The organism is Pseudoalteromonas sp. 2CM39R, from assembly GCF_023161845.1.
Genome location: NZ_JALNTM010000013.1, coordinates 121,749 through 138,733 on the forward strand (window position 1 = coordinate 121,749; position 16,985 = coordinate 138,733).

Below are 16,985 nucleotides of genomic sequence, written 5' to 3' on the forward strand. Positions count from 1 at the left end.
ACAGGTTCCTTAAAGCGGGCATCGTATAATGGCTATTACCTCAGCCTTCCAAGCTGATGATGCGGGTTCGATTCCCGCTGCCCGCTCCAATTTGATGATGCTGATATAGCTCAGTTGGTAGAGCGCACCCTTGGTAAGGGTGAGGTCGGCAGTTCAAATCTGCCTATCAGCACCAGTCAATCGAATCTCCTTAAACACTTCCTTTATCTGTCAGAAAAAACTATTTGAAATTTGAAAAAATTAACTTAATCTACCTATGGTGGATTATTTTCATATGTAATCTAGATACACAAAACTGATAGGTTCCGTCATGGCAAAAGAAAAGTTTGAACGCGTAAAACCGCACGTAAACGTTGGTACAATCGGCCACGTTGACCACGGTAAAACTACACTAACTGCAGCAATCACTAACGTACTTGCAAAAGTATACGGCGGTGTTGCTAAAGATTTCGCATCAATCGATAACGCTCCAGAAGAGCGCGAGCGTGGTATCACAATCTCAACTTCACACGTTGAGTACGATACGCCTACTCGTCACTACGCACACGTAGATTGTCCTGGACACGCCGATTATGTTAAAAACATGATCACAGGTGCTGCTCAAATGGACGGCGCTATCTTAGTAGTTGCTGCGACTGACGGTCCTATGCCACAAACTCGTGAGCACATCCTACTTTCTCGCCAAGTTGGCGTTCCTTACATCGTTGTGTTCATGAACAAATGTGACATGGTTGATGATGAAGAGCTACTTGAGCTAGTAGAAATGGAAGTTCGTGAACTTCTTTCTGAATACGACTTCCCAGGTGATGACTTACCACTAATTCAAGGTTCTGCACTTAAAGCACTTGAAGGCGAAGAGCAATGGGAAGCTAAAATCGTAGAGCTTGCAGAAGCACTAGATTCTTACATTCCAGAGCCAGAGCGTGACATCGATAAGCCATTCATCATGCCTATCGAAGACGTTTTCTCAATCCAAGGTCGTGGTACTGTTGTAACTGGCCGTGTTGAAGCTGGTATCATCAACGTGAATGACGAAGTTGAAATCGTTGGTATCAAAGAGACTACTAAGTCTACTTGTACTGGTGTTGAGATGTTCCGTAAGCTTCTTGACGAAGGTCGTGCTGGTGAGAACATTGGTGCACTTCTACGTGGTACTAAGCGTGAAGACGTTGAACGTGGTCAAGTACTAGCTAAGCCTGGTTCAATCAACCCACACACAACATTCACTTCAGAAGTATACGTACTTTCTAAAGATGAAGGTGGTCGTCATACTCCATTCTTCAAAGGTTACCGTCCACAGTTCTACTTCCGTACAACTGACGTAACAGGTGACGTACAGTTACCAGAAGGCGTAGAAATGGTAATGCCTGGTGATAACGTTAAGATGACAGTAACTCTAATCGCGCCAATCGCGATGGACGAAGGTCTTCGTTTCGCTATCCGTGAAGGTGGCCGTACTGTTGGTGCTGGTGTTGTTGCAACTATCGTTGAGTAATCAACTGTTGTAATGCATTAAGCATTAAAAAAAACCCGAGCTTAGCCTCGGGTTTTTTAATGTCTGAAGTAAAATTTAAGTATTAATGTTATCGCTGTAACAGAGTGGGAGCATGAACTTAATCAGTTAGTAACCAGCATTCTTACGTAATTCATCAAGCATATCTTGGTTACCCATCATTTCGTCAAGCGTTGCCCTGACTGCATTGCCAGAGCTGTTGTTATAAACTGATAGTAGATGCTGCGCCATTTGCTTCGTATAACCATCTTGTTTATTTTGAGCTTGGTAGTATTGCGCCATCAACCCTTGTGCAGCTAAGCGACGGATATAATCATTCGAGTCTTGCTCTAACAAGTTTGTAAATTGCTCTGCAAGGCGGTAATCAAGTACCGGTGTTTGAGTTGATAACTCAATAGCTTGAATTTTAAATTTTTCATCACTACTGTTGTTCGCTAAATTTAAAATGTTACCTACTACTTCATAGTCATACTCAGGCATAGTAGATTTATTTAGAATATACATATTCATTTGCAGTTGGCTAAGTGCAGCTAACCTATTTAAATCAGAGATGCTTGGATCTAAGGTTTGCTCTCTTAATTGAGAGTTTATTTGTTTTGCATAATCAGGTTCTGATTTGATCCTTAAATCATAGTCTTCTGGTAAGTCTGCATAAAAGCTATAAAGAGGATTTTGTTCACGTCGTTTTTCATCTTCTTGCTGCTGTTTTTCCTCTAGTACGTCAAGAACAAGTTCCTTAAATTCGTCGGTATCTTGTTCTTGATAAGAGCCATTAGCGTGCAGTGTTAAGTTTGCTACTTTGCGTTGTAGCGAACTTACTTTCTTGCTTAGTTCGTCAATTAAGGCTTCATTTAATTGCTGATATTCTGCATGTGTACTAATAGAAACTGTGGGACTTAGCTGTTGCTGCTTGGGCTTATTAAGCGAACTGGGCTGATCTTTAAAAAATGTTCCGTAGCATGAAATTACCAAGGCAAGTGTTGCTATAGTAATCGCAATAGTTCCTTTGTTTATAGTCATAAAATAATCTGCCTCTAAAATGGGTAATTTATCTGTTTTCGAAATATAAGTCTGTTAAAAAATGTGGTAAATGAGGATGAAATATACAAGTTAATTAAGAAGGCGGGGCGTGAGTGGTGAAATACGGTGTTTAAATTGGCTATAAGCGCTAGACCTAAGCCTAGCGCGTAAAGCTTAATGCGATTTTGCGTATTGCTCAGCTTGCTTCCACACTCTTAGTGTATTGCCGCTTAAAATCTTTTTAATATCGGTATCACTGTAACCTCTGTCCATCAAACCTTGAACTAGGTTAGGGTAGCTAGATACATCCTTTAAGCCGATAGGCAGTGAGTCACCTACACCGTCATAATCAGAGCCAATACCAACATGATCGATACCAATTAGCTTCACAACGTGATCAATATGATCAAGAACTTGCTCAAGGCTAGCAAATGGAAATGGATTTTTAGCGCGGTACATCGCATCAAAATCTTTAGCTACTTTTTTGCCTTCTTCAGTAATTGTTTGTTTTTTACTTTTGAATTGATCGTACCAACTTCCGGCTTTTGAAGTAACAAAACTTGAACCAAAGTTAATTTGAATCACACCACCGTTCTTTTTAAGGGCTAACAGCATGTCGTCATTCATATTACGCTCAAAACCCGGCGTGTATTTACGTAGTGAAGAGTGTGACGCAATAACGGGTGTGTTAGACAATTCCATTACTTGATAAAATGCATCGTCCGAAATATGCGATACATCAATCAGCATGCCGATGTTATTCATCTCTTTTACTAGCTCTTTACCGAATGGGCTTAAGCCTTTCCACTTGCGACGAATATCGTATGATGAGTCAGAAATATGATTGCTTTGCGAGTGAGCTAGGGTGATATAACGCACGCCACGATCAAAAAAGTGTTGTAGGTTTTTCATTTCGCCCTCGATAGGCGATCCGTTTTCCATACCCATGGCAATCGACATTTTACCTTGCGCAAATTGTGCTTCTATATCGCTTGTTGAGCTGGCAATGGCAAACTTATCTGGAGCACGAAACGCAATCGCTTCCATACCATCAATCAATTGATTCGCTAATTGAAAGCTTTTTCCTTTGCCTTCAAACTCTAAATGAGCAGGAATATAAATCGACATAAATGGCGCGTTTAAACCGCCTTTTACTGCACGAGGGTAGTCAAAATCGCCGCCCTCAGTGGCTTTAGTTACATCCGCCCATTTATCATGAATGCGGTAAGGTACATCAATGTGAGTGTCGATTAAAATGGTATCGTGAGCAAGCTTAATTGCTTTATCTGAAGGGGTTATTTCAGCGCTGACTGCGCCGGTTAATGCAATCGACATTGCAGCAACTAGTGAGCTTAGTTTTATCATTTATAATGGCTCTTTGAGTTAAAAAAACCATTGTCTATTTTTACGCCGTGTCTGACAAGTTTACTCGTCGAATTGCGCTTCACTTTGCAGTGCTTTGAATTCACTTTTAGAGATTATGGTGACCGATTCGTGCAGTTCAGAGAAAAACACCATAGCTTCGCCGCTTTTTAATTGCTGATTCACTTGCGCCACTTTACTTTCAATACTGAATTCTTGTTCGCCATAATCTGTGCCTTCACGCAGTACATAGCTTTCAATTAGGTTGTACAGTGTGTCTTTATCAAGTTGTTCAAAAGGAATAATCATAGTCACTCTTTATCGGTGTTATTAAATACACATTGCTTAAAATAGTCAGGCACTACTTGCTCTAACCAATACACGGGCTTAAGTGGATTGTTACCGCTAATAAAGCCAACGTGGCCGCCTTTTTCAGATATACGCAGCGTAACATGCTCACTTACATCCTGACTACTTGGAACCGCTTTAATCGACAGCATAGGGTCGTCTTTGGAATGAATAATTAGTGTAGGTGTCGCAATATCTTTTAAATATGGCATCGCACTGGCTTTTTTGTAGTAATCGTGTGCATTCTCAAAGCCATGCAACGGTGCTGTAAGCTGGTTATCGAACTCTAATAAATCGTCAATTTCCATTAATTGATCAGTGGTGATCGGTATCTGCTGTTTAATTTGCGGTAATTTACGTTGCATCGACTTTTTCATTCGATCGAGCAAATATTTTTGATAAATTTTACCTAAGCTTTTACGAATAACATCACTAGATGATGATAAATCATAGGGCGCAGATATCACGGCAGCTGCGTTAAGCGGGCTATGAATGTTTTCTTCGCCTAAATACTTAGCCAGTACATTACCACCCAATGAAAAACCCACCGCTACAATAGGGCGATTTGGAAACTGTTGTTTTAAATGATTTATAAAAAAAGCTAAATCGGCGGTGTCGCCACTATGGTAGGCTCTTGGTAAGCGGTTTACTTCGGTTGAGCAGTTTCTAAAGTGCATCAATACGACAGCAAAGCCTTGCTTTTTTAATGCCTTCATCATGCCTTTGGCATAAAAACTGTTGATATTGCCTTCAAGTCCATGAAGTACCACTGCGAGTGGTGCTTTTTCGTTATGCGGGAGTGACCAAGCAAGCTCAATAAAATCACCGTCGGGCGTATCAAGTTGCGCAAGTTCGTAGCGAGTATGATGAAAAGGGCGGAAAAAACGCGGTATTATGGTTTGAACGTGTCGGTTGGTCATCCACCATGCGGGTTTGAACTTAGGGATCATGTCTGTACTACGCACTTTGCAATTAACGAAGCGCTAGTGTAGCAAATTTTTTATATTTAAAAATAAAAAGCGCCTAATCAGTAAACTAATAAGGCGCTTTGTGCGTCGTGCTTAATGCTGTTCTTTAATATCTGCATCGTGTACTTTTTTCATGAAAAAATACACAAAGAAGAGGCATAAACTAATAACGACGCCTAAAAATCCAAATGATAAAAATAGTACTGGGTCGCTAAAAAAATCTCTAAAGAATACGTCCATAATTGCCTCCTGATGTCTATGGGGTAATCATAGGCTGGCTCAGTGGTACTTGATATGATCCAGATCAAGCTATTTTACAGATTATAAAATGGGCAATGCAGATGTTGATTTTGATCAATAAAGTTAAGTCGATTTTGCACTTTTTAGTAAATTATCTGCGATTTTTTAATCACTTTTATAATAAAGATGGTCAGCAAAGTTCAGCTTTGAATAACCGTTGCTTTGTTTTAGGTTAAATAAAACAAACCTTATGTTAAATATATTTGACATGGCTAAAAAGTGAACTTATAGTTTAAAAGTCAAAAATATTTTACTTGGAGTTAGCTTTATATGACTCGTTCAGAGCACTTTAAAGAACTTTTACAAAGCATAAGTTTTAGAGAACTGACGCTGAGTATCGATTTACTAGTAAGCGTGTACATATCTTACTTTTATGTAAACAGCCTAATGAATGCGAGTACGCAGCAGCTTAGTTCTGTTTCTTGGTTATCTGGCTTATTGCTACAGGTGTTAATTTATTCTGTGATACTTATAGTATTGAGCTATTTATTACTTACATTTATCAGTGATAATGAATTAAATCAGCCACCTGATGTGAGAGAAAAGCAAATAAATTTAGTGGGTTATAAATACAAGGCCATAATCTTACAGGCGGGAATTTGTGTTGCTATTTTTCAATATCAAATTGAAGCTAATAACTGGGGCCCAGCTATCGAATATAATATTCCATATTTACCAATGCATATCATGGTAGGCGCTTTTTTGGTTGCCGAAATAGTCAATTACATAGCGCAGCTTTATAAAGGCAGAACGGGTAATATCTATGAGTGAGTATGCAATAACTAACTCTATTCGAACATTACGCTTTTTACGCGATGAAATGACGCAAAAGCAGTTAGCAGATGCTATTGGCGTAACGCGGCAAACGGTAATGGCAATTGAGGCAAATAAATATTCACCCACTTTAGAGGTGGCTTTTAAAATTTCTTTAGTTTTTAACTTACCTTTAGAAGAGGTATTTCAATACAAAACTAAAGATATATAGCTTGGTGTATAAAAGTAAACCAAAGTAACCATGTATATAAGAGCTAATATTCATAATATAAATGGCTTTATGATCTGATGAAATTAATAGTGAAAAATTATGACAAATATTTATCGCTGTTATTGGGCGTTGCACAAGGTGTTAAATTCATACTATTAACTTCATCAATCAATATTATTTGTTGCTGCTTCTCTAATTTTAGCTCGGCACCGAGAAGTGCTTTTCGAATTGCGGCGTAATCTGTAATCTCGGCTTGATTGGCTTTTAAGTAGGCACGTGTGGCTCGTAGAGGCTTCAATGCCAGCTTATCAAACTCACTAATTGATTGTTCAAGCTTGTTTAGCTGTGTTTGGTTAATAGCTAGATTGAGAGAATCTAAGTAATACAGCAACAAGCATAGGTTGACGTTTTTACCTAGCTGGTTTTGATAATCCAACAGGCGCGTTTGCATGTCACCTTTGCTATAAAGGTTACATGCAAACTGCCAAAAATCGTTGCTTTTAAGCAAGTTCATCGGCGAATGCCTGCTCTTTTTGTTCCATTTCTTCAAGGGCCATAAGTAGCTCTTCTTCAACATCGTTAAGCTTAGGCGTAAGTGTGGCTTGTTTAGTAATTAACTCTTTAAGCTTGCCTTTATTTTCGTCGTTATAGAGAGTGTTATCGCCTAGCGCCTCTTCAACGTCAGCTAGTTCTGCAGCAAATTTATCTAATTGCTTTTCAAGTTTTTCAATTTGCTTTTTCAGCGGCTGAATCGCTTTTCTAAACTCTGCCTCTAAGCGCTTTTGCTCTTTACGGTTAACTTGTGAATGGGCTTTTGGCTCTTCGTCGGTGTCGTTTTTAGCGGCTTCTTTATTAGCATTAAGCAGCCACTGATAATATGCATCTAGGTCGTAGCCAAATTGGGTGACCTCGCCATTATCAACTAAATAAAATTCATCGGCGGTATTTTTAAGCATATGACGGTCATGCGATACCGTGACCATAGCGCCTTCAAAGCCTTGTAATGCCATAACTAAAGCGTGGCGCATTTCTAAATCAAGGTGGTTGGTTGGCTCATCGAGTAGTAGTAAATTTGGTTTTTGATAAACCAACATAGCCAGTACTAAACGAGCTTTTTCACCGCCAGAAAAGGGAGCTACAGGGTCGAGTGCTTTATCGCCTACAAAGGCAAAACCGCCTAAAAAGTCACGCAATGATTGTTCGCTGGCTTTAGGGTTTAAGCGTTGCAGGTGAGTGACGGCACTGGCTTTTAAATCTAGAGACTCCAGTTGATGCTGCGCAAAGTAGCCAATGTTTAAGCCTTGATGCTGAAACACTTCACCTGCTTGAGGCTGTAAGTCACCTGACAGTAACTTAATCAGTGTTGATTTACCTGCGCCATTTCTACCCAGTAGTGCAATACGGCTGCCTGGTACTAAGTTCAGCTTAATACTGTTTAAAATGGTGACATCGCCATAACCGGCTTTGGCTTTGTCGAGTGTCATTAGCGGATTGGGCAGGGCGGTTGGCTCAGCAAATTCAAAATCAAATGGCGAGTCAGCATGTGCTGGGGCAAGTTTTTCCATGCGCTCTAGCGCTTTAACACGGCTTTGTGCCTGTTTGGCTTTACTGGCTTTGGCTTTAAAGCGGGTAATGAACTGCTCAAGATGCGCTATTTGTTCTTGTTGTTTTTCAAACATGGCTTGCTGCTGCAATAGGCGCTCAGCTTTTTGGCGTTCAAACTGCGAGTAGTTACCTTTGTACACATTAATAAGTTGTTTATCTATATGCCAAATTTGATCGACCACAGCGTCTAAAAACTCACGGTCATGAGAAATAAGTACTAGCGTGCCGGTGTAGGCACGTAAAAAACGCTCGAGCCAATACACGGCATCTAAATCAAGGTGGTTTGTTGGCTCATCCAGTAACAGTAAGTCGGCATCGCGAATAAGCGCTTGGGCTAAGTTTAAGCGCATGCGCCAACCACCCGAAAATGCACTTACCGGGTTTTCTATTTGATTATTAGCAAAGCCTAAACCATGTAACAGCTCACCTGCCTTGGCTTCTATGCTATAGCCTTTAATGTTTTCAAGCTGAATATGCACTTTAGCTTGAGTGTCGCCATCGTGATTTTGCTCGGCTTCACGCAACGCAATTCTTAGTGCGTAGTATTCAGGGTGGCCTTGCAGTACGTAATCTATGGCGCTTATTTCAAGGGCGGGGGTTTCTTGCTTTACTGAGGCAAGTGACCAATCTTTAGGAATACTGCAATTACCGCCATCTAACGAAAGCTCAGATTTTAATAAACTAAATAGCGTTGACTTACCACAGCCATTGGCACCAACAAGGCCTACTTTGTGCTCTGGAAATAATGTAGCCGATGCATTTTTTAATAAAGCTTTGCCACCGCGAAGCAGTTCTATTTCTGAGATTTGGATCATAAATACGTTACTTTACTGTGCCTTGATTGAATTGCCGCCATTATAACACGGATCTTATTAGCCATATCAATCGTATCAAGTAGGCAAATATTGCGATAAAATAACGTCAGTCAAAATGGTAGGAAAAGCGAAGTGAAACATAAAAAACGATTTATTGCTGGAGCAACGTGTCCTGAGTGTAAAACTATGGATATGTTAATGCTTTACAAAGAGCACGACGTAGAAAAAGTTGAATGTATGCAATGTGGTCATAAAATGGCTCAACCAGAGCAAGCAGTACAGGCATCAACACGCCAATTTGAACAGATCATTGGCGTGTTTAATCCAGGCGACTAGTGCCTTGTTAGTGCTGCTTAATAATGCGGCGGCGGTGGCTCTGGCATATTCGACATCATAGGCTGTGATGACTGCGACTCTTTAAGTTTTTCAGCCAGCAACTCGGTTTGGCGCTTTATTTTTGCCATCTGTTGCTGGTGAACTTTTATTTCATCATTTAAAATTTCAATCGTTTCGTCTTGAAAAGCCACTTTAGCCTCAAGCTCCATTAACCGATGTTCAATTGTGTTCATTTGGTTCTCGTATAATAAAGCGCTCAGCGATTCCGCTTGAGCTTTCAGTTAACAATGATTTACCGTTATCTGTAAATGTCACATCAAGTACCACTGCCGATTTTGGCTTACTGCCTTCTCTTGGGGTCACTTGCCATGTTTGAATTTTTTCACCACTGTTTAGCTGCCATAAATCCACTCGTTTGTTGGGTGAACCGGTTGCTAATAAAGTGCCTTGGTCGTTAAAGCGCACCGCAGTAAAAATTTTCTGACGCGCAATATACTTTAGTTTACTAACAAGGTCACCTGTAGTCAGCTTCCATACATTTGCTTGTGCCATACTGTCGGCGGTAAAAGCATAACGTCCTTGAGGATCTAAAGCGACTTGGGTTACTCGGGTTGGGTGATTAAAGCGATGGATAACTTGTCCACTTTGGGTATCCCATAAGTAGGCCACATAATCGTTTGAGCCGCTCAATGCATAGCGCCCATTAGGTGATAGGTCTACGGTGTTTACTTTATCTTGGTGGCCTAAAAATTCAATGCGTCTGCCAGTGTTAAGGTTTATAAATACCACAACGCCATCGCTGCGCCCGTAAATAACACTGTTGCCTTGGTTACTAATGGCAATATCGCGGATGCTGGCTTTTTGTATTTTGTAAAAGCCTTTATTTTTGCCTGAGGCTATATCCCAAACGGCAAAGGTGGTTTTTTCGGCGGTAACAGCCACGCTATTATCAAAAGCAATGGCTACGGCATAAACTAAGCTATCTTCAGCCTGTTGTTGAAACCATTGGTATTTAAGCGCTTGCTGTTGATTATCCCAAAGGGCGACCCCATGATTGATAGAAGACACTAAGCTGTATTGACCATCATGCGATAGTGCGGATGAGAAAGCACCTTGTGCTGTGTGCTCAAAACTAGCCACTGCTTTTTGTTTTTCATCACTACATGCAATTGTTAATAAACAGCAGGTAGCAACTAAAAAAGTACGAAATAACGACATATTACAGGTATTTCCTCTTAACTCTTCGTGACTGAGAGGTTAGACTAGGTTGCGAAAAACGCCTAGGTTGTTTGTCTAATCACTGGATATGTTTTTAGTTTAGCTATTAAACAAGCAGCCTACCATGTAGGCCGTTAATCTTTAACTAGTAATATTACAATAAATGACAACTGCAAAGTGTGTCGGAGATTTAAAATGAGAAAGACGATTAAATTGTCATTGATTGCAGCGTCAGTTTTAGCGCTTACAGCTTGTAATCAAGAAGCAAAAAAAGAGCAAGCAGACGTTAAGCTAGATACTGTAGCGCAACAACAAGCATACGGTATTGGTGCATCTGTAGGTAACTTTTTAAATAAAGACCTAGCAGATAAAAAAGAGATTGGTATCGAATTAGATCAAGCATTATTAATGCGTGGATTTGAAGATGCACTTGCTGGTAATGCTAAAATTGACGAAGAGAAAATTCGTGAAGTATTAACAGCATTAGATGAGTCAGTGCGTACTAAACAAGAAGAAAAAGCAAAAGTAGAGTCTGAAAAAAGCAAAGTTGAGGGTGAAAAATACCTAACTGAGAATGCTAAAAAAGAAGGCGTAATGGTTACTGAGTCTGGTTTACAGTACGAAGTAATGAGCGAAGGCGAAGGCGCTAAGCCAGTAGCGACTGACGTAGTTAAAGTGCATTATAAAGGTACTCTTTTAGACGGTACTGAATTTGATAGCTCTTACTCACGCAACGAGCCAACAACTTTCCCACTAAACCGTGTTATTCCTGGTTGGACTGAAGGTTTACAACTTATGACTGTTGGTTCTAAGTACAAATTTACCATTCCTTCAGATCTTGCTTACGGTGATCGTGATTTAGGTAAAATTCCTGCTAATTCAACACTTATTTTTGAAGTTGAATTATTAGAAATTCAAAATGATGCAGAAGCTGCCGCTGCAGAATAAGTATTTATATAAAACAAAAAAGGGACCTTAGGTCCCTTTTTTATTGCACTGAATAATTAATTAGTCAGTGTGGTTAGAATATAAGTTATCAATTAACTCATCTTCAAGTGCAAAGCGCGCTTCGAGTGCTTCACCAATAACCGATAGGTCATTATCAAATCCTACTAACAAATCTTCTGCGTCTACTTCAGCGTATTTGTCATTGAAATCTAGAGCAATGTCAGTGGTATCTGAAATACGTGGGTATATAGTATTTGCCAGTTGTTGGCTTTCTAAGCCTTTCTTTTCGCAAGCTTTAGCAATATCGTCGTACACTTCAAAGTGGCCGGCCGATAGGTAATCCATTAAGATTTGGCAAAATGCTTGAATTTGTGATGGTTCAGGCAAAGATTGATCTTTTTTCTCGTAAGGTGAAAAGCCTGCAATTTTACAATAAAGTACAATCAGCTCTTGGCGTTCGTTTAACCAATTGTCGATGACCGTATGGCTACCCCCCCACTTTTGTTGAGCTTTTTCTACACGCTTCAGCATAATTCTTCTCCTAAGCTGGGTTGGATTTTTAATTGGTAATAAAGTTTCTATCATCCAAGATATATTTAATTGGCGTGTATATCAACAAGTAAAATAGATGTAGTACCACAGAGGGTTTTGTTTAAGGTATAAGTTGTAAGTAATTTATTTCAGGCAAGAAAAAACCACCTGTTACGGTGGTTTAATTTCTTTATTAGACTTGTTTAAACAAGCATTCTTATTTTTATTAGAGATTTTTATTATTTTTGTATTAACGATTTTTGTTATTGTTTTGTTAACGCGGGAGTAACAATACCAAGCTTTTTTAAATGTTGCAAATAGTTTAATGAAAAGTTTTTATTGTTAACGTTTGTTAGGTTGTTTTATATACAAAACGAAATGAAAACTAAAAATTACTTGATCTAGCGCTACTCTAAGGCGATTTAATCGCTTAGCGATAGAGGGGGCGCAAATATGGTGGTACAATCTTGCACAATTTCTAAAAGCCCTAGGACTCTATACGCTATGAGCGAATTAAAAAACGACCGTTATTTACGTGCCCTTGCCAAGCAACCTGTTGATGTCACGCCAGTATGGATGATGCGTCAAGCTGGACGTTATTTACCTGAATACCGTGCTACACGTGCACAAGCGGGCGATTTTATGAGCCTGTGTAGAAATGCTGAGTTAGCCTGTGAAGTAACTTTACAACCTCTGCGCCGTTACCCGTTAGATGCCGCTATTTTATTTAGTGATATTTTAACTATTCCCGATGCAATGGGATTAGGTTTGTACTTTGAAACAGGTGAAGGCCCTAAGTTTGAACGCCCAATTTCATCATTAGCCGATGTTAAAAAAATTCCAAAACTCGATCCTACCGATGAGCTTGGCTACGTAATGAATGCTGTAAGCACTATTCGTCGTGAGCTTAAAGGTGAAGTGCCATTAATTGGTTTCTCGGGTTCACCTTGGACACTTGCAACTTATATGGTTGAAGGCGGAAGCAGTAAGGTTTTTGGTAAAATCAAAAAAATGGCATTTGCTGAGCCACAAACACTGCATTTATTGCTTGATAAGCTAGCTGATTCAGTGATTGATTACTTAAACGCGCAAGTTAAAGCGGGTGCACAATCGCTGATGATATTTGATTCGTGGGGCGGTGTATTGAGCCCGCGTGACTACAATGAGTTTTCACTGCAGTATATGCATAAAATCGTTGATGGTTTAATTCGCGAAAATGATGGCCGTAAAGTACCCGTTACTTTATTCACTAAAAATGGTGGCCAATGGATTGAGGCAATTGCAGCAACTGGTTGTGATGCAGTAGGCCTAGATTGGACTATTAATATTGGTGATGCCAAACGTCGTGTTGGCGATAAAGTGGCACTACAAGGCAATATGGATCCTTCAATGCTTCACGGCACGCCAGATCGTATTCGCCAAGAAGTCGGCACTATTTTAGAAGACTTTGGCACTGGCAATGGTCATGTATTTAACTTAGGTCATGGTATTACACCTGATGTTGATCCAGAAAATGCGGGTGTATTTATTAACGCTGTGCATGAGCTAAGTGCGCAATATCATAAGTAAGTTATGAACTCACAATAAAAAGCCCGCTAATTAGCGGGCTTTTTTGTGCAAACTGTTTTACTTAAGTTTTTACTTAAACAAGCGGTTTAAGCCATTTAATGCCGCAACTCGATAAGCTTCTGCCATTGTTGGGTAGTTAAACGTAGTATTTACAAAGTAGTCGATGGTATTGCCACCATTTTTTTGTTCCATTATAGCTTGGCCAATGTGAACAATCTCAGAAGCACGCTCACCAAAGCAATGCACGCCAAGTACTTCTTTGGTTTCTGTATGGAACAATATTTTTAAACTACCCACATCGGTACCTGCAATTTGCGCACGGGCTAAGTGTTTAAATTGCGCACGCCCCACTTCATACGGTACTTTTGCGGCAGTTAATTGCTGCTCTGTTTTACCAACAGAACTCATTTCAGGAATAGTATAAATACCGGCTGGAATATCAATAATCAGCTTTTCATCGCAGTTACCAGAAGCAATGGCATCTGCGGCAATTCGACCTTGGTCAAATGCAGCACTAGCAAGGCTTGGGTAGCCAATAACATCGCCTACTGCGTATACATTGTCTATTTCTGTTTGGTAGGTTTCGTTTACTTTTACTTGTCCGCGGCTATCTGCTTTTAAGCCAATCGCTTCTAAATTCAGTGTATCGGTATTACCAGTACGGCCATTGGCAAATAAAATACAGTCAGCCTTTACACGTTTACCTGATTTTAAATGCATAACAACACAGTCATCGCGGGTTTCAATGCGATCAAATTCTTCGTTATGGCGAATAACAATGCCACTATTCCAAAAGTGATAGCTAAGTGCATCAGATATTTCAGCATCCATAAACGCAAGTAGGCGATCGCGAGTATTTACTAAATCAACCTTTGCACCTAGCCCTTTAAAGATAGATGCGTATTCACAGCCAATTACACCCGCGCCGTATATAAGTACGCGATGAGGATCGTGTTCAAGGCCTAAAATTGTGTCACTTTCATAAATACGCGAATGGGTGAAATCAACACCTGGTGGGCGATAAGGGCGTGAGCCGGTAGCAATAACAATAGTTTGTGCAGTTAGGCGTTCAGTTGAACCGTCATTACGTCTAATTTCAATAGTGTGCTTATCAACAAAGCTAGCATCGCCTTGAAACATATGAATGCGGTTACGATCGTAAAAGCTGCTGCGTAAGTTTGATTGCTTTGAAATTACCGAGCTGGCATGGCGTAAAATATCTGGAAAAGTAAGTCTTACTGGGCGCTCACCTACGTTAAACAAAGGGTTTGCTTTGTATTCGATATAGCGACTAACCGAATGGCGAAGTGCCTTTGAAGGAATGGTTCCCCAGTGAACACAACCACCACCAACAGCAGTTTGGCGTTCAATAACCGCTACTTTTTTGTTACTTTTAGAGAGGTTCATAGCGGTCCCTTCACCGCCAGGACCCGTGCCAATAATGATTGCATCATATTGGTAGCTCACGGGTACTTTTTTCTTTTCTGGTTGTTTGGCCACAGCCACTCCTATTTTAACTAAAAGAGGCTTTTAATAACCTCGCATTAAGTGCTAGCCATGCCTGTTTTTGTGTTTCCCAGGCGGCTTCAAGCTCGTGATATTGTGCCATTAATGCCGACTTTTCACACTGCTTTGCCATATTATTTTTTTTAGCTTCCAACACTTGTTTTTGTAATGAGCAATAATTTTGCAGCTTTTTAAGCAACAAATCGTACTCTTGTTGTAATAATGTAAGCTTATCTTGCGCTAAAGGCAATTTTGCAAGGCGACCTTGTGTTTTGCTCATTAAGGTTTCTGCTTTAGCTTTTTCAATGCGCTCAACCGGTGTACGCTTTAATTTACTTGCTAAACCAATGGCTGCGAGTGAGCGGATCATCCATTTTGTTGGGTCGTAATGAAACCATTTAATGCCATTGCGGTAATCGCTAGCAAAAATATGATGGAAGTTATGATAACCCTCACCGTAGGTAAATAGTGCTAAAAAGCCATTGTCTCTCGCGGTGTTTTTTTCAGTGTAAGGGCGTGAACCCCAAATGTGTGCTACTGAGTTAATAAAAAAGGTAAAGTGCTGACTTAGCACTAAACGCAATAAGCCTGCTAACAGTAACATGCCCCATACATCACCAAGCATTAAGCCGAGTACTAGCGGTAAACCAACATTCATGGCAATTACCAATTTTAAGTAATGCTTGTGCTGCCACATAACAATTTTATTTCGCTGTAAATCACGACAGTTGCTGTAATCATCGTAGCTGTCGCCTTGGTAGTCACGTAGCATCCAACCAATGTGGCTATACCAAAAGCCATTTGTGGCGGCATAAGGGTCTTTAACTGGGTCATCAACTTGACCATGGTGAATTCGATGATCGCTACTCCAATGCAATGCACTGTTTTGTAGCGCAAAGGCACCACCAAGGGCAAAAATAAATTCAACCACAGGGTGAGCGTTGTAAGTTTTGTGCGCCCATAAACGATGGTAGCCCGCGGTGATCGATAATCCCGCAAAAAACATGCAAGCTACAAAAGCAACCCACTGCGTGCCTGTAAAGCCATAGTTAAACCCATACCAAGGTACAAGTGTAATAGCAGCCAAAAACGTCAGGCTAAAGAAAAGGACGTTGGTCCATATAATCGGTGGTTTTTTCATGTTTCTCATTTCTCAGCGTACAACTGTACGCTAAAATAATATTTCAATCTGCTGCCGTCAAGTATTAGACTGTACTATTAGCTATTTTTTTAATTAAAAATTTATTACAAATTCACTCAGGGAGCTGTTGATGTCGGGTGTTAGAGCACAACAGAAACAAAAAACACGACAAGCATTAATTGAAGCTGCATTTAATCAACTTAGTGCTGATCATAGCTTTTCTAATTTAAGCTTGCGTGAAGTAGCACGCGAAGCTGGTATTGCGCCTACCTCTTTTTATCGTCACTTTAAAGATATGAACGAGTTGGGCTTAACCATGGTTGATGAAGCGGGTTTAACCCTGCGCCAGCTGATGCGCCAAGCACGCAGACGAATAGCCAGTGGTGGCAGTGTCATCAACACCTCTGTGGTTACTTTTATGGAGTTTATTGATAACTCAAGCAATCAGTTTAGACTTTTGCTGCGTGAACGCTCAGGTACCTCAAAAGCATTTAGAGCAGCAGTGGCACGTGAAGTGAAACACTTTATTTTAGAACTCGCACATTATTTAGAAAGTGAAACCCCCTGCGATGCTATTCATGCGTATATTCAGGCAGAAGCCATGGTTACTTTGGTATTTAATGCAGGCGCTGAAGCGCTCGATATTGAAGGTCAGCAACGCGATGAACTGATTGAGCGAGTTATATGGCAGTTACGTTATATTACGCGCGGCGCGTCAAATTACGTACGTGCTGAAAATAAAGAATAAATATTAAAAAAGTTAAAATAAGCGCTGTATTTTACAGCGCTTATTAATTTAAACCTGCTCTAGGTTTAAGTT

At 40.2% G+C, this 16,985-nt stretch carries 18 protein-coding genes and 2 tRNA genes; 9 read left to right on the forward strand and 11 right to left on the reverse strand.

The genetic code is table 11. The features are described from left to right. Positions 1-14: 14 nt before the first annotated feature. The 3 genes from MTF66_RS25425 to tuf all read left to right on the forward strand — a co-directional run bounded on the left by MTF66_RS25425 (position 15) and on the right by tuf (position 1,495). Positions 15-89, forward strand: a tRNA-Gly gene (locus MTF66_RS25425). Positions 90-99: 10 nt separating this feature from the next. Next, positions 100-175: transfer RNA gene (locus MTF66_RS25430), tRNA-Thr, on the forward strand. A 135-nt stretch (positions 176-310) separates the two neighbouring features. Beyond that, a complete protein-coding gene (gene tuf / locus MTF66_RS25435) occupies positions 311-1,495 on the forward strand; it encodes an elongation factor Tu (RefSeq protein ID WP_109875886.1) in 1,185 nt (394 codons plus the stop codon). Between the two features lie 126 nt (positions 1,496-1,621). Here tuf and MTF66_RS25440 read toward each other — a convergent pair whose 3' ends face one another. The 4 genes from MTF66_RS25440 to MTF66_RS25455 form a co-directional block, all read right to left on the reverse strand. Next, positions 1,622-2,533 (reverse strand): hypothetical protein, encoded by a 912-nt coding sequence (locus tag MTF66_RS25440; protein WP_138621512.1) that lies wholly within the window; start codon positions 2,531-2,533, stop codon positions 1,622-1,624. A 174-nt stretch (positions 2,534-2,707) separates the two neighbouring features. Next, positions 2,708-3,898 (reverse strand): dipeptidase, encoded by a 1,191-nt coding sequence (locus MTF66_RS25445; RefSeq protein ID WP_138621514.1) that lies wholly within the window; start codon positions 3,896-3,898, stop codon positions 2,708-2,710. A 60-nt stretch (positions 3,899-3,958) separates the two neighbouring features. Next, entirely contained in the window at positions 3,959-4,204 is a 246-nt protein-coding gene (locus MTF66_RS25450) for a YheU family protein (RefSeq protein ID WP_008114225.1), read from the reverse strand. Between the two features lie 2 nt (positions 4,205-4,206). Beyond that, positions 4,207-5,193 (reverse strand): hydrolase, encoded by a 987-nt coding sequence (locus MTF66_RS25455; RefSeq protein WP_138621516.1) that lies wholly within the window; start codon positions 5,191-5,193, stop codon positions 4,207-4,209. Between the two features lie 588 nt (positions 5,194-5,781). Between MTF66_RS25455 and MTF66_RS25460 the strand changes: the two genes are divergently transcribed. Beyond that, positions 5,782-6,282, forward strand: coding sequence for a hypothetical protein (locus tag MTF66_RS25460; protein WP_138621518.1), 501 nt, complete (start codon positions 5,782-5,784; stop codon positions 6,280-6,282). After that, complete coding sequence (locus MTF66_RS25465; RefSeq protein ID WP_010392331.1) at positions 6,275-6,496, forward strand: helix-turn-helix transcriptional regulator; 222 nt, start codon at positions 6,275-6,277, stop codon at positions 6,494-6,496. Before MTF66_RS25460 ends, MTF66_RS25465 begins: the two co-directional genes overlap by 8 nt. 97 nt (positions 6,497-6,593) lie before the next feature. Here MTF66_RS25465 and MTF66_RS25470 read toward each other — a convergent pair whose 3' ends face one another. Then, the gene (locus MTF66_RS25470; protein WP_010392333.1) at positions 6,594-7,010 is read right to left on the reverse strand and encodes a TIGR02444 family protein; all 417 of its coding nucleotides are present in this window, start codon (positions 7,008-7,010) and stop codon (positions 6,594-6,596) included. Then, positions 6,997-8,916 carry an ATP-binding cassette domain-containing protein gene (locus tag MTF66_RS25475; protein ID WP_010392334.1) on the reverse strand — a complete coding sequence of 640 codons (1,920 nt, stop codon included), beginning with the start codon at positions 8,914-8,916 and terminating at the stop codon, positions 6,997-6,999. The genes MTF66_RS25470 and MTF66_RS25475 overlap by 14 nt, the downstream gene beginning before the upstream one ends. A 132-nt stretch (positions 8,917-9,048) precedes the next feature. On the opposite strand from MTF66_RS25475, the gene MTF66_RS25480 reads away from it, so the two are divergent. Further along, positions 9,049-9,252 (forward strand): YheV family putative zinc ribbon protein, encoded by a 204-nt coding sequence (locus MTF66_RS25480; RefSeq protein WP_008114218.1) that lies wholly within the window; start codon positions 9,049-9,051, stop codon positions 9,250-9,252. Positions 9,253-9,269: 17 nt separating this feature from the next. On the opposite strand, the gene MTF66_RS25485 is transcribed toward MTF66_RS25480, so the two are convergent. Together MTF66_RS25485 and MTF66_RS25490 are read right to left on the reverse strand one after the other, a co-directional pair. Then, positions 9,270-9,485: a SlyX family protein gene (locus MTF66_RS25485; protein WP_010392339.1), complete on the reverse strand. Its 216-nt coding sequence runs from the start codon at positions 9,483-9,485 to the stop codon at positions 9,270-9,272. Beyond that, positions 9,472-10,470 (reverse strand): WD40 repeat domain-containing protein, encoded by a 999-nt coding sequence (locus MTF66_RS25490; RefSeq protein WP_138621520.1) that lies wholly within the window; start codon positions 10,468-10,470, stop codon positions 9,472-9,474. The genes MTF66_RS25485 and MTF66_RS25490 overlap by 14 nt, the downstream gene beginning before the upstream one ends. A 195-nt stretch (positions 10,471-10,665) precedes the next feature. Here MTF66_RS25490 and fkpA point away from each other — a divergent pair, with 195 nt between their 5' ends. Continuing rightward, positions 10,666-11,418 carry an FKBP-type peptidyl-prolyl cis-trans isomerase gene (fkpA, locus tag MTF66_RS25495; RefSeq protein ID WP_021033142.1) on the forward strand — a complete coding sequence of 251 codons (753 nt, stop codon included), beginning with the start codon at positions 10,666-10,668 and terminating at the stop codon, positions 11,416-11,418. 60 nt (positions 11,419-11,478) lie between these two features. Here fkpA and MTF66_RS25500 read toward each other — a convergent pair whose 3' ends face one another. After that, entirely contained in the window at positions 11,479-11,949 is a 471-nt protein-coding gene (locus MTF66_RS25500) for an Rsd/AlgQ family anti-sigma factor (RefSeq protein ID WP_010392345.1), read from the reverse strand. Positions 11,950-12,453: 504 nt separating this feature from the next. Between MTF66_RS25500 and hemE the strand changes: the two genes are divergently transcribed. Further along, on the forward strand, positions 12,454-13,518 hold the full coding sequence (gene hemE / locus MTF66_RS25505; RefSeq protein ID WP_008114207.1) for a uroporphyrinogen decarboxylase: 1,065 nt from the start codon (positions 12,454-12,456) through the stop codon (positions 13,516-13,518). Positions 13,519-13,587: 69 nt separating this feature from the next. On the opposite strand, the gene sthA is transcribed toward hemE, so the two are convergent. Both sthA and MTF66_RS25515 read right to left on the reverse strand, forming a co-directional pair. Continuing rightward, complete coding sequence (gene sthA, locus MTF66_RS25510) at positions 13,588-15,018, reverse strand: Si-specific NAD(P)(+) transhydrogenase (protein WP_041709585.1); 1,431 nt, start codon at positions 15,016-15,018, stop codon at positions 13,588-13,590. A 13-nt stretch (positions 15,019-15,031) separates the two neighbouring features. Beyond that, on the reverse strand, positions 15,032-16,165 hold the full coding sequence (locus MTF66_RS25515) for a fatty acid desaturase (RefSeq protein WP_054202812.1): 1,134 nt from the start codon (positions 16,163-16,165) through the stop codon (positions 15,032-15,034). Between the two features lie 130 nt (positions 16,166-16,295). On the opposite strand from MTF66_RS25515, the gene fabR reads away from it, so the two are divergent. Further along, on the forward strand, positions 16,296-16,913 hold the full coding sequence (fabR, locus tag MTF66_RS25520) for an HTH-type transcriptional repressor FabR (protein WP_008114202.1): 618 nt from the start codon (positions 16,296-16,298) through the stop codon (positions 16,911-16,913). Positions 16,914-16,985 lie beyond the last annotated feature (72 nt).